At 71.3% G+C, this 12653-nt stretch carries 12 protein-coding genes; 2 read left to right on the top strand and 10 right to left on the bottom strand.

The features are described 5' to 3' along the window. Positions 1-49 precede the first annotated feature (49 nt). The 10 genes from ABZ738_RS09840 to ABZ738_RS09885 form a co-directional block, all read right to left on the bottom strand. Positions 50-1723 (bottom strand): NAD(P)-binding protein, encoded by a 1674-nt coding sequence (locus ABZ738_RS09840; RefSeq protein ID WP_357212206.1) that lies wholly within the window; start codon positions 1721-1723, stop codon positions 50-52. Continuing rightward, positions 1720-2721 (bottom strand): NAD(P)-dependent oxidoreductase, encoded by a 1002-nt coding sequence (locus tag ABZ738_RS09845; protein WP_357212208.1) that lies wholly within the window; start codon positions 2719-2721, stop codon positions 1720-1722. The genes ABZ738_RS09840 and ABZ738_RS09845 overlap by 4 nt, the downstream gene beginning before the upstream one ends. Further along, positions 2718-3731, bottom strand: coding sequence for a class I SAM-dependent methyltransferase (locus ABZ738_RS09850; protein ID WP_131055913.1), 1014 nt, complete (start codon positions 3729-3731; stop codon positions 2718-2720). Before ABZ738_RS09850 ends, ABZ738_RS09845 begins: the two co-directional genes overlap by 4 nt. Position 3732: 1 nt before the next feature. Then, positions 3733-4992 carry a beta-ketoacyl synthase N-terminal-like domain-containing protein gene (locus ABZ738_RS09855; RefSeq protein ID WP_357212211.1) on the bottom strand — a complete coding sequence of 420 codons (1260 nt, stop codon included), beginning with the start codon at positions 4990-4992 and terminating at the stop codon, positions 3733-3735. Positions 4993-5001: 9 nt separating this feature from the next. Further along, the gene (locus ABZ738_RS09860; RefSeq protein WP_131055917.1) at positions 5002-5787 is read right to left on the bottom strand and encodes an SDR family oxidoreductase; all 786 of its coding nucleotides are present in this window, start codon (positions 5785-5787) and stop codon (positions 5002-5004) included. After that, positions 5784-6521, bottom strand: coding sequence for a beta-ketoacyl synthase N-terminal-like domain-containing protein (locus tag ABZ738_RS09865; protein ID WP_176094223.1), 738 nt, complete (start codon positions 6519-6521; stop codon positions 5784-5786). Before ABZ738_RS09865 ends, ABZ738_RS09860 begins: the two co-directional genes overlap by 4 nt. Beyond that, positions 6518-7723 (bottom strand): beta-ketoacyl-[acyl-carrier-protein] synthase family protein, encoded by a 1206-nt coding sequence (locus ABZ738_RS09870; RefSeq protein ID WP_131054569.1) that lies wholly within the window; start codon positions 7721-7723, stop codon positions 6518-6520. The genes ABZ738_RS09865 and ABZ738_RS09870 overlap by 4 nt, the downstream gene beginning before the upstream one ends. Beyond that, a complete protein-coding gene (locus tag ABZ738_RS09875) occupies positions 7720-7953 on the bottom strand; it encodes an acyl carrier protein (RefSeq protein WP_131054568.1) in 234 nt (77 codons plus the stop codon). The genes ABZ738_RS09870 and ABZ738_RS09875 overlap by 4 nt, the downstream gene beginning before the upstream one ends. Positions 7954-8023: 70 nt before the next feature. Further along, the gene (locus tag ABZ738_RS09880; protein ID WP_176094221.1) at positions 8024-9064 is read right to left on the bottom strand and encodes an enediyne biosynthesis protein UnbU; all 1041 of its coding nucleotides are present in this window, start codon (positions 9062-9064) and stop codon (positions 8024-8026) included. Continuing rightward, entirely contained in the window at positions 9061-10845 is a 1785-nt protein-coding gene (locus ABZ738_RS09885) for a CRTAC1 family protein (RefSeq protein WP_161595006.1), read from the bottom strand. Before ABZ738_RS09885 ends, ABZ738_RS09880 begins: the two co-directional genes overlap by 4 nt. Before the next feature lie 895 nt (positions 10846-11740). Here ABZ738_RS09885 and ABZ738_RS09890 point away from each other — a divergent pair. Both ABZ738_RS09890 and ABZ738_RS09895 read left to right on the top strand, forming a co-directional pair. Next, entirely contained in the window at positions 11741-12280 is a 540-nt protein-coding gene (locus ABZ738_RS09890; RefSeq protein WP_131054566.1) for a hypothetical protein, read from the top strand. After that, positions 12277-12633: a hypothetical protein gene (locus ABZ738_RS09895; protein ID WP_131054565.1), complete on the top strand. Its 357-nt coding sequence runs from the start codon at positions 12277-12279 to the stop codon at positions 12631-12633. Before ABZ738_RS09890 ends, ABZ738_RS09895 begins: the two co-directional genes overlap by 4 nt. Positions 12634-12653 lie beyond the last annotated feature (20 nt).

The following is a 12653-nucleotide window of genomic DNA, read 5'->3' on the forward strand; positions in this document are numbered from 1 at the left end:
TTCCTCCGTGGTCGGTGGTGCCGTGGTCGGTGGCGCGGGACGGGGTTCGTCATCGGCCGGTCACCCCGTTCGCGAGACGGGTGACGGCGAGATGTGCGGACTCCATCGCGCCGTCGAGGAAGGGATGGTCGATGACGTCGACACCGGCGACGGCGATCCGTCCGACACCGTCGGCGAGGCGGCGTCTGGCGTCGGTGGTGGCACTGCCGTCGCCGGGACGGTCACACGAGGTGGCGTACCGGGCGTAGCCGTGCGGCCACAGCTCGACGCGGATGTCGGCGATGTCGCGGTCGGCCACGAGGCCGCCGGGCGCGAGCGCCTCCGCCAGCAGGTGCCGCAGTTCGACGGTGATCTCCCGGCGGGCCGTGGCGGCGCGCAGCCGACGACGGCCGGCGGCCGCACCGGCGGCGGGGGTGGTGCCCGCCTCGGTGAGCGCGCCGAGCGCGGTCGCGGTCGTCGGTTCGTCGGGTGACGGCGACGGCGCGCAGGCGCCGATGGCGACCGGGAACTCCAGCCCGGCGATCTGCCAGGTGGGGTGACCGGGCCAGGAGAGCCGGGAGACGCCGAGCGACTGCCACGCGCGCCAGTTCCGCAACGCGACGGAGGCCGACACGATCGGGTACCGGCCGAGATCGGCGGCGGTGGCCCGCTGCTCCGGCCCGAGTTCCGGGACGAGAAGCGCCGTGGTGTGCGCGGGCGCGGCGACGATCGCGGCCCGCGCCCGGTACGTGATCGTGGCTGCCCCGCCCCCCTCGACCTCGACCTCGACCGTGTCGGGACCGGCGTGGCGCAGCGCGGTCGCCGTGGCGTTCAACCGGATCCGGACCTGGTTGTCCGGCCGGTCGAGCGCGTCGACGGACATCTCGGCGGTCAGCCGGTCGTCGACGGTGTCGGCGTCGAACAGGTCGGGCACCAGATGGTGGGCCAGCGCGCGGGCGACCGTGGCGTTGCCGTCCGGGAAACGGTAGATCGGCGGGTCCAGGTGCGGGAAGAACCTCGCGCCGGTCCGGGTCAGCCCGTCCCACGGCGCGCCGCTGGGGCGGACACCGAGGCCGTCCAGGCCCAGATAGCCGATGAGCGCGGCGTCCAGGGCGGGATGCTGGTCGAAGGTCATGCCCGACTGCGCCGACGTGCTGTACCGCAGAAACCGGTGGGTGTCCTCGTCGAGTTCGGCGAAGTCGCGAAGCACCTCGTCGCAGCTACGCCGCCGGAGTTCGGCGAGCTTCTCGTCATCGGTCCGGCCGGCCAGCCAGTCGGTGGGTTCGTCGACGAGCGCGGCGACCTGCGGTCTGGCCCGTGCGGCGAGCGGCGCGTCGGTGAGGTCCACGGCGTCGGACGGGCCGTGGGCGGCGAGGTGGCTCCGCCCCCAGACCGAGGCGGCGAAGGCGAGGCCGTGGCCGCCGGCACCCCGGTCGGTGTAGTGCCGCGCCACCGTGTCGGTGTGGAAGCGGTCGGTGTCGACGCCCACGGTGGCCAGGGCGGACCGGACGGCCGGGGCGAAGGCGGAGGGGAAGGTGAGTTCCTGGGCACCGCCCGGCGACACGAGCCGGCGTCCGTCGACGTCGAAGGTGTGCCGGATCGCGGGTCCGCCGAGCTGCGTACCGGCTTCGACGATCAGCACCCGCGCGTCCCGGTCGACGTCGGTGATCCAGTAGAAGGCCGCCGAGAGTCCGGCGACGCCGGCACCGACGACGATCAGGTCGAACTCGGGTGTGGTCGTCATGGTCGGCCTCCTGCTCGCGGCGTGACGGTGGTCAGCGGCCGGCCCGACGGGTCCAGGGTCCACCGGAGGCACGCCGAGAACGTGCCCGGCTCCTGCTGCTCGGCCCACTGGTCGCCGACGAGGGTGGCGAGTGCGGACCGGCGCGGCGACCAGTCGAGCACCGCACGGGCCCGACGCAGGTCGCAGGCGGGACGGTCGTCGACGTCGGCGCGTTCCGGCAGATGCCGGCGTTGCACCCGTCGCCGGGTGACGCGTTCCACGGTCGTGAGGACGGCGTCGATCGTGGACAGCCGGCCACTGCCGATCTCGACGGCCTGGTAGCCCGCGACCGGTCGGCGGGCGGCGCAGACGACCGCCCGCGCCGCGTCGAGGACGTGCAGGTAGTCGCGGCCCGACGAGCCGTCGCCGTAGACGTCGAACGGCCGGTCCTCGGCTGCGGCACGAAGCGCCGCCGCGACGATGCCCCGGTCGGTCGGCGTGCGCGGCCCGCCGAGGGCGTTGAGGCGCAACGAGACACCGAAGCCGTACCGTTCGACGAGTTCCTCGGCGGCCCGCTTCGACTCGGCGTAGGCGACCCGGTCGGAGTGCCGCCCGGTCGGACCCAGGCCAGCGACCATCGCGGTCGACGCGAACACCACCCGGCACCTGCTGGTCCCGGCGACGGCGTCGAGGAGCAGCCGGGTCGCGTCGACGTTGCACCGCGCGTAGGTGCGGGCGGTCCGTGGACCGGGCTGCAACGGTGTGGCGGCGGCGAGGTGGCAGACGGCGTCGACCTCGGCCACCGCCCGGCGCAGCGCGCGGCCCGGACCGGCCGCCGCCACGCCGAGTTCCCGCCCCGGAAAGGTGGTGACGTGGTCACCGAGGGCGGCGAACGCCTCGGTGACCCACCTGCCGAGGAAACCCGTCGCCCCGGTGACCAGGACCCGCACCGGACGCGTCGGGCCTGCCGCGACGGCCGGTACGCGACCGAGGGCTTCCGGTGCCCGCCGTCCACTCACGGCGCGTCCGGTGCGGTGGCGACGGCCACCATCACCAGCTCCGGGCCGGCGCTGTTGACCTGGATCTCCGCGTCGACCCCGGCGGCGTCGAAGGACGTCTGCCAGGCGGCGGCCGAATGGAAACGGCTGCCTCGCCGACAGGCCTCGGCGGACAACGGCAGCAGGTTGAAGATGAACTCCTGGTGCACGAGGTCGCCGGGGGCGCAGAGCGACTCGCTGAGCACCAGCGCGCCACCGGGCCGGACCAGTGACCGCAGGTGGCGCAGGGTGGACGGGATGTCGGCGGCGATGTGCAGCGCGTTGACGGCGAGCACGACGTCGTAGCCGTCCGGGGCCAGGCCCTGGTCGTCGGCGAGGTCGAAGTCGAACCGCCGGAACTCCAGGCGTACCGGGGCAGGGGTGTTCCCGCTGTGTCTGCGGCGGGCGCCGACCAGCAGGCTGGCGCTCATGTCGGTGACCGTGTAGTCGTAGGTGCCGCGTAGGTCGTCGGGCCAGTGCGCCAACAGGTGTGCGGTCGCCCCGCCGGTGCCCGCGCCCACTTCGAGGATCCGGGTGCCGCCACCGGTGCGCAGGGTGGTCTCGACCGCCGCTGCGGCGGCGGCGTTGAGCGGCCGGTACAGCAGGTTGTCGGACTGGAAGTAGCCGTGCCACAGCCGCATGCCCGGTCCGGCGAGCAGGATCTTGCGGCCGGAGGAGGTGCCGTCCAGGAAGCCGGGGTACGCGCCGGCGGCGTGGCGCAACAGGTCCACCGTCGGCGCGTGGCTGCCCGCCGTCGGGTCGACCGACGGTACGGGCCGGGGGAGTGTCCGGCGTTCGGCGGCCCGGCGGAGCCAGGCGACGCAGTGTCCGCGATGCTCGTCGCCGGCATCCACCGCCTCGGGATCGAGCGTGTCCAGGATCGACTGCGCGAGGTCGCCGGTCACCTGCCACGCGTCCGCGCACGCGTCGAGGTACGCCTCGTCGACGTGGGCGTCGACGTGGCCGGTGTCGGTCCGGGTCCGGTCGGTCATGTCAGATCGCCTCCAGGACGATCGCGCCGTAGAACCCGCCGAAACCGACGGCGGACTTGACGGCGTACCGGATGTGCGTGGACGTCCAGTCGGTGGGCAGGTCGAGGCCGTGGCCGGGCGTCGCGCCGGGTGTCCCGGGCAGCCGCCGTTCCGCCATCGCCTTGAGCAGCAGTGCCGTCTCCAGCAGCGAGGATCCGCCGAGGTTGTGCCCGACGTACGGCTTGAGCGGCAGGCACACCGGTTGCCGGGTCTGGTCCGGCCAGAGTCGCCGGATCGTCCTGGCCTCGTAGGTGTCGATCATCCGGATCCCGGTGCCGTGCGGCACTACCACGTCGACGTGCTCCGGGTCGAGGGCCGCCTCGCGCAGGGCCCGCCGGATGGACCGCTCCTGGTTGGCGCTCGCGGGGTGGGGTGCGCTGACCCGCCACCCGTCCTGCGTGAACCCGGCACCGCGCAGGCGACCGTAGATCCGGGCACCACGGCGACGGGCGTGCTCCTCGTCCTCCAGCACGACGGCGGCGCCACCGTCGCCGAAGACGGTGCCGGCGGCTGCCGGGTCGAACGGCCGGGGGACGCCGTCCCGCGCGTACAGGCCCATGTCGGCGAACCACCGGAACTTGCCCGAGCTGAGTGGGTCGTCGGAGGCGACCGCGACGGCCAGCGGGGTGCGGCCGAGCCGGATCTGGGTGGCCGCGTTGTCGATCGCGGTGAGGCCCGACGCGCACGCGGAGTTGACGAAGCCACACTCGCCGCCGATGTGCAGCGCACGGGCGACGAGGTAGGGCGCGAGGAACGTGTTCAGCGCGAAGATCTGCTCGGACAGGTCGGCGTAGCCGGCCTGCGCCGTGCCGGTGTCGTGCTCGGCCACCGCCCCGTACAGCGTGCGGGCCAGACGTTCGACGCCCGGGTGTTCGTCGGCCACCACGAGCCCGACCTCCCGCAGGTCGAGATCGGGGAAGGCGCGTAGTCCGGCGTCGTCCATGGCGAGCCCGGCCGCGGCGACGAGATGCTTGATGTCGCGTTGCTGGTCGATGCCTTCGCGTTCGAGTTGGGCACCGTCGACGTACGTCGCGGTGACGTCCGCGAGGCGGTAGTCCGGGGCCATGAAGACCTTGAACGTGCCGTCCTCCGGACGCGCGGAGGGCAGCTCGACCATCTGGGCGCACGGCGGGTCGGCTTCGATCGTGCGCCAGGTCTGGTCGATGCCGATGCCGGCGGCGCTGACGACGCCGAGTCCGGTGATCACCACTGGCCTGGTCATCCGCGCCTCCTATGCGGTGAGCCCACCGTCGACCACGAAGGTCTGTCCGGTGATGTATCGAGCGCCGTCCGAGACGAGGAAGCCCACGAGCGGGGCGACGTCCTCCGGCTCTGCGAAGCGCCGCAACGGGATCCGGCTCAGATAGGCGCGCTTGACGGCGGAGGGGAGGTCAGCGGTCATAGCGGACTCCACCAGCCCCGGCGCGACGCCGTTGATGGTGACGCCGAACTGCCCGAACTCGCGGGTCAACGCACGGATCATCGCCTCCATGGCGCCCTTGCTCGCGCCGTAGTTCGCCTGTCCCGCCACGCCGGCCCGCCCGGAGACGGAGGAGATCAGAATGATCCGGCCGAACCCGGCGCGGACCATGTCCGCCCCGGCCAACCGGACGAACTGCATCGCTCCCCGCAGGTTGGTGTCGAGGACGTCGGCCCAGTCCTCGTCGGCCATCTGCAACAGCGGCCGGTCGCGTCGGATCCCGGTGCAGTAGACGAGTGCGCCCGGCGGCCCGAGCGCCTCGACGAAGTCTCGATAGGTCGCGCGGACCGACTCCGGGCTCCGGGTGTCGCACCGGCGCCCGACGCTGTCCAGTCCGGCCTTGTCCGCGTGGGTCAGCAGGTCGCGCAGCGCCTCATCGTTCGCGTGACAGGTGAGCCCGACACGGTGGCCGGCGTCGACGAGGGTGGTGGCCACCGCCCGTCCGAGGTCGCCGCTGGCGCCGACGACGAACGTGGTCGACCGCGTCGTGCGGTCCACGGTCGTCGCGTCCGGGTCGACCGCTGGTGGGGCCGTCATCGCGTGACCGCCCCCGCCGCGACCGCACCGGCGGCGACCGGCTCCGGCGTGAACGCGTTCGCGAACCCGACGAGTGCCGCCATTCCGGCGCCGTCCCCGGCCTCGCGGGGACCCGGCCGCGACGCGACGCCGGCCCGGTGCGACTGCGCGGCCAGCGGCCCCAGGTGGCGTCTGCCGAGTGCCGCCGGCTCGGTGCTCAGGGCCGTGAAGGCGGCGAGGGTGCCGGTGGTGCCGTCGGGCAGCCGCTGCGACTCGAAGCCGCCGACGAACACGAGGTCGGCGCTGCCGTCGACGAGCAACGCGCGGGCCGTGTCCAGCGCCGACCAGACGGAGTCGGCACCAGCGCTCACCACCACGCTCGGGCCCCGGCACTGCGCGGCGATGGCCGCGTTGCCGGCGGCGGCGTTGTGCACGGTCATCGGGAACAGCGCCGGATTGACGAGGTGGTCGCCCCGACGGATCGACTCGTCGAGAAACTCGTCGATGTCCGGTCCCGCGCCGGTCTCGGTGCCGAGGGCGATGCCGCGACGCTCGGGGGCGGGCAGGTCGGCTTCGGCGTCCTGGAGCCACGCCTGGAGGGCGTGGACCACGACGGCGGACCGCGCCGACCGGTACCGACGGACGAGGGCCGGCAGGTCGCTCGATCCAGCCGGGACGCCGGTGAGGTGCGCGACCGGAGAAAGTTCGAAGGTGGCGGCGACCGACGCGGTCGCACAGTGGATCTCGGTCGTCATGCGCTGGCCTCCTCGTACGCGGGCCGCCGTAGGCCGACACAGGTGTTGTTGCCGCCGAAGGCGAACGCGTTGTTGAGCACCAGGTCGATCCGGGTCGCCTCGTCGTGGCGGCCGGTCGCCGGCCGGACGCCGAGCGAGGTGCCGGCGTCGTCCAGACCCCACTGCGGGATCGTCTGCTGGTGGTCGAGCACCAGCGTGCAGGCGACCGCCTCGATCGCGCTGGCCGCGCCGAGGGAGTGGCCGATGAGTGCCTTGATGGAGCTGATCGGCGGGGGCGACCCGGTGAAGACCGTGCGGTAGGCGGCTGCTTCGGCGGCATCGTTCTGCGGTGTGCCGGTGCCGTGGGCGCAGACGTACGCGACGTCGGCGGGGTCCGCGCCGGCGATCGCCGACCGCATCGCCCGTGCCACCCCGACGCCGGACAGGTCCGGTGCCGCCGGGTGCTTCGCGTCGCAGGTGAGACCGTAGCCGGCGATCGTCGCCCGCAGCCGTGTGCCACGGGCGGCGGCGTGCGCGGCCGACTCCACGATGACGAAGGCGGCGCCCTCACCGAGCAGCAGTCCGTCCCGCGCGTCGCTGAACGGGCGACAGCGTTCCTGCGCCATGCCGCGCATCCGCGAGAAGCCGGTGAAGGCCATCCGCGACAGCGCCTCGGCTCCACCGCAGACCACGACGTCGGCGGAGCCGTCGGCGATGAGCTGTGCGGCACGGATCAGCGCCATGTTGCCCGCGGCGCACGCGGTGACGAACAGCTCCACCGGAACCGACCCACCGAGGTGCCGCGAGATCCGGGTGCGCAGTGACGTGTCCACGTCCAGCGCGCCCGGCCGACCGGCACCGCTGCGTACGGCCTCACGTCGGGCCCCCTCGTGGTCGGCGACGTCGCCGACCGTCGTCCCGACCAGCACCCGGTCCGGCCGGATGTCGCCGAGTCCGGCGTCGGCGATCGCCTGGTCCAACGCCGCGAGCGCGAACGTGACCGTCCGGTCGCCGTCGAGCCGGGCGGCGTCGACGGTGTCGAAGCCGGGTGTCCACGGCCCGATCTCGCCCGCGACGTGGTTCGCCAGGTCGTCGGTCGGGAACAGCGACACCTCGCGGAAGCGGGGTGTGCCCTGCTGCAGGCCCTGCCAGAAGTGCGTGGCACCGATGCCGGCGGCGCTGACGACACCGAGACCGGTGACCACGGGTGTCCTGGCGGTCATGCGGCCGCGAGGGATTCGGCGAACTCGACGACCTCGTTGATGGTGTCCAGTTGCGGCGTCTGGTTCTCCGGCAGGATCTTGCCCAGGTGTTGTTCGACGTGGGCGATCAGTTCGAGGCGACCCAGCGAGTCGACCCCCAACTCCGCGAAGGACGTGTCGAGGCCGATCTCCTCCGGCTCGGCCATGACCAGCATCGCGACCGTCTCTCGAAGTGTCTCGGTGAGTTCCACTGTTTCTCCTTTCGACCCGTCCACCGGCGCGGACGCCGGAGCCAGGTGACGACGTACTCGGTCGGTGCCGTTACGGCACGGGGTTCGGGGCGATCGTCGGCGGGGTCCCCCCGATGCGGGGCTCGGTGGACTCCGTACTCGACTCTCGGCGTGCCGCGATCCACAGTCCGGCTCCACGGCAGGCGCTGACGATCGTGAGGGCGAAGAAGACGCCGAAGGCCACGTGGAAGAGCATCAGGACGCCGTAGACCGCGGCGACCGAGAGACCGAACGTGATCTGGCCCGACGTGGACCTCGGCGTCGTACCCGGGTCGGTGATCATGTAGAGCGTGAAGAGCAGCAGCGCCATCCCGGTGAGCGGGGACATCGCGGCCAGGAAGGAGGTGTCGTCGGTGAACACCGCGCGCAGCGCCGCCTGGGCGGTGAAGCCGCCGATCCACGCGAAGATCAGTGGGAGCTTGCCGGTGAAGATGAAGTTGATGAACAGGCCCAGGCAGGCGAGGAAGGCGGGCAGCGCGATGTCGCCGAAGTGACCGAGGTTCTCGGTGAACTGGTACGGCGGCGCGATGCTGACGGTGCTGGCGTAGAGCACCAGCATCACCGTGATGCCGAAGTTCGAGGGGTTGAAGAAGTGCTTGTCGCCCCTTCCGGTCCGGACCCGGAAGATGTACTTGCTGCTGATCGTGACGACCGCGGCGACGATGAACAGGTCGAGACGGTCGCTGATGAACAGCAGCATCGCCAGCGCGAACCCGCTGATGTGCGCCGGCAGGAGGAAGTTGACCAGCGACAGCACCCGCTCGCGTCGGGTGGGCGCCTCGGTACGCGACAGGTACGCCGGCCGCCGCGCGTCCCGCTTGGCCACGAGCGTCTCGAGTGCGATCTCGGTCAGATAGCACATCAGGACCACGAGGATCATCTGGGCGATGGTCTGCTCGAAGCCGAGGAACAGATGCCCGACGATGTTGAGCACCATGATCGCGACGGCGAACCGACGCAGCGCCGCGAGCCGCATCTTCGCCGGGTCGGTGGGCCGCATCTTCGCGGGCAGGTCCCGCAGCCGGGTGCGGGGTGGCGCCGTCGGGGTGGGCAGCGTCAACGTCCCGGTCATGGCAGCACCACCGTGTGCCAGCCGCGGCCCACCTGCACCTCGGCGTTCTGCACCGTCCCGGTGGCGTCTCGCCAGGTCAGCGCCACCGTGTGGGTGTCTCCCGCGTCGTCGCCGAGCCCGAAGTGGACGTCGGTGCTGCTCTGCCCGCTGTGCCCGTTGCCGCCGTCGACGTAGGAGCGGAACGTGCTGCCGCTCGGGGTGGTGACGGTGGCCGTGGCGCCCATCGCGGCCGCGCCCCGCACCTCGTGGGTGGCCCGCAGACCCTCGATCACCTGTGGCGTACGGGGGCCGGTGGGGGAGGCGTCCTCGGTGCTCCGCAGGATCCGCAGACCGACGAACCCGTCACAGCCGTCGCAGTCGTTCACGACCAGCCGGGCGTCCGCCCACTGGTTCGCCTCGATCCAGTCCAGGTCGCCGTCGCCGTCGATGTCGGCCAGTGCGATGCCCCGCATCACGCCCCCGTCGTCAAGGCCGGAGGATTCCGCGACGTTCGCGTACCGGCCGTCGTCTGTCGGTGTCATGACGACCCGAGGCGCCGCACCACTGATGTCCGCGTCCCTCAGGTCGGGCCAGGCGCGGGGGTTGGCGATCAACGTGTCGTTGGAGAGTGCGAGTTCCTGGATCTCCGGCCACCGGTTCACCGGACCGCGGACGAAACCGGTCGCCTGGAGCAGCTCGACCCGCCCGTCGTTGTCGAGGTCGCCGACCTTGTTGTCCCAGGAGAAGGCGGTACGGGCCAGACCGAGGGCCTCGGCTCCCGGCCGGAAGGTGGGTACGCCGTCGTCCCGCACCCCGTCGCCGAGGAAGAGCAGTTGGCTCTCGAACAGGCCGTACTCGTGGGTGATGTTGCTGACGTAGACGTCGTACTCGTTGTCGCGGTCGACGTCGGCGATCGTGACGCCCATGCCCTTGAAGGAGTCCCGGCCGATCATCGTGGACCGGGGGTTGAGGAGTCCCTTGTTGCCGCCGTCGACGTTCTCGAACTTCAGTTCGCCGTCGACCGATCGGTTGACGAAGAAGCGGTCGGGACCGAAGTCGTTGGCGACGTACAGCTCCGGCAACGCGTCGCCGTTCATGTCGGCGGCGGCCACCGCCAACGTCCAGCCCCGCGAGTGGTCCTCGGAGAAGGCGTCCGCGACGAGTTCGTACGAGACGGCGGGGAAGCCGCCCCGGCCCAGCAGCACGTAGTTCTTCCCGCCGTTCATCGCCCGGGACAGCGAGTCGTTCATGTCGACCCGCTTCGGCGATCCGGTGTCGAGGAGCTGGGCGCCGTCGGCGAAGTAGTTGCCGATGAAGATGTCCATGATGCCGTCACCGTTGAGGTCGCTGAAGACCGCGGTGTTCGTGTACCAGTCGAGGTCGGCACCACCGTCGAGCACCTCGTGCGGCGCGAACGTCATGCCACCGGAGTTCAGGTAGGCGACCGGTCCGCGTCCCCAGAAGTAGACCAGGGCGTCGACCCAGCCGTTGCCGTCCAGGTCGGCGAGTCGACAGCCCATCGGGGCCTGCGTGTCCTTGTCGTAGGCGAGCCGTTGCCCGGCCGCGCCCGGGGCGATTCCGTTCTCGTCGAGCAGCGTCACCACGGGACTGCTGCCCATCGTGCTCCGGTCGATCCGGTGCACGCTGACGGAATCCGATCGCGGATCGACCAGGCAGACCTCGTTGGCGTACGCGTCGCCGTCGAGATCGGCGACGGCGGCGCTGGCACCCACCGAGCTGATCCACGATGCGATGTGGTCGACGGAGGGATTGACCTTGCGGACCGTCCGGACCGGATCCACCGCCGGATCAATAGCAGTGACACTGAGGGCAAAGGGTTCGGCGCTGGCCGAACTCGGGGCGGACGGGACGACGAATCCCAGTGTTATCGCGACGAGCGGAACTGCGAAAAGCGCCGCTTGGTACATCGGTCGTCCCTGGAAACCTATCGGCATCGCACTCCCAGTTCTCAAGTGCCAGCCGACCTGCAGCGAGAAACCGGAGGAACTGCTGGCGTCGCGTTCGCTTGAGCGGAGGACAACGGTGGCGTCCTGGATGCAAAAAGCGACCACCGCAGTCATGGAAATCAATCTCGACGGGACCGTCCACCGTGGACGCCGCCGTCCTTCGGCGGAACTTCCACATTGCGGTTATCCCATAGGTGAGACGGTGTGCGCAAGGGGGGCGACTGCCGCTCGGCGTCGAGATGCGACTATCGTCAGCCCCTCTGAGCAGTGAAAACTCGACCGACGCGAGTGTTTAACGACCGTTTGCGAAGGCGACACTGTGCCACAGTCGAACACCTGCCCGCGTCGGGGATCCGGTCCCCTGCCCGGTCGGGTGGGGGGTGGCGCTCGTCTGGCGTCGTGTGTCGTCCCGACACGCGACGGAGGCACCACTGGAAACGCTTCCAGTCGGTCCACCCCTTGCTTTCGGCGGCGTGAGTTGCTAAATCTCAGAAGCTCGATACGGCACCCTCCGCTGAAGGGAGTCGATGGTGATAGCGGTGCCAGCCCACCTGATCCAGCAGGGAGAAACGACAGAAACGACCATTTCCTCACCCCCTACGAAACGGCCGAGATGGCGGCGACGCGACGCAGTCCAGTGTGGCGGGAATGCGCTCTCTCCGTCAGGGCACGTGTCGTATCAGGGCGCTTTGCCCCCCGACCTCCGAGCACCCGTGAAGTGAGGACTTCGATGAATCGGCTCAACTCCCAGCACCACCGTCCGGCGCTATTGCTCTTCCTCGTCATCGTGGTCGCTCACTGGGCCGAGCACCTCGTGCAGGCGTTCCAGATCTGGGGCCTGGGGTGGACGACCGCCGAGGCCCGTGGGGTCCTCGGGATGCCGTTCCCGTGGCTGGTCACCGAGGAGTGGATGCACTACGCCTACGCCCTGATCATGCTGGCCGGGTTCATCATGCTGCGCCCCGGCTTCACCGGCACGGCCAAGACCTGGTGGACCGTCGCTCTGGGCATCCAGGTCTGGCACCACTTCGAGCATCTGCTGCTGCTCATCCAGGTGCAGTCCGGCACCACGTTCTTCGGCCAGGCCGGCCCGGTGAGCATCGCCCAGCTCATCGTGCCTCGGGTCGAGCTGCACCTGTTCTACAACGGCATCGTCTTCCTGCCGATGGTCGTCGCCATGTTCCTGCACCGCCGCCCCGGTCCGGACGAGGCGGACGAGATGAACTGCACCTGCGCACCCCGCGAACTCACCGGCGCCGGCGTCTCATGAGGTCGCGGCACCGGCGGTGGGGCCTCGCGGCGGTCGCGCTGATCGTCACCGTCGGGGTGGCGCTGGCGCTGCGTCAGGGCGAGCCGGGCGCAGCAGCACCACCACCGCCGGCGTCGTCCGGTCACCAGCACGGTGCCCCGCCCGATCCGCTCACCAGCGCGGTGCTCGCCCTCAACGTGATGGTCCTGCTGGTCCTCGCGGTGCTGGCACGATCGTGGCCGGCGGGGGTCCGCCGGACCGGCAAGATCCGATCGATGTGGCGCTACTCCGAACAGGACCAGGACGCCCCACCGGCCGACGACGACCCGTCGGCCGACCCGTCGACGACCTCGTCCCGATCGCGGCGACGATAGGGGCAGGATCGCCCGGCCCG

The sequence above is a fragment of the Micromonospora sp. NPDC047793 genome, assembly GCF_040642635.1.
Lineage (GTDB): Bacteria > Actinomycetota > Actinomycetes > Mycobacteriales > Micromonosporaceae > Micromonospora.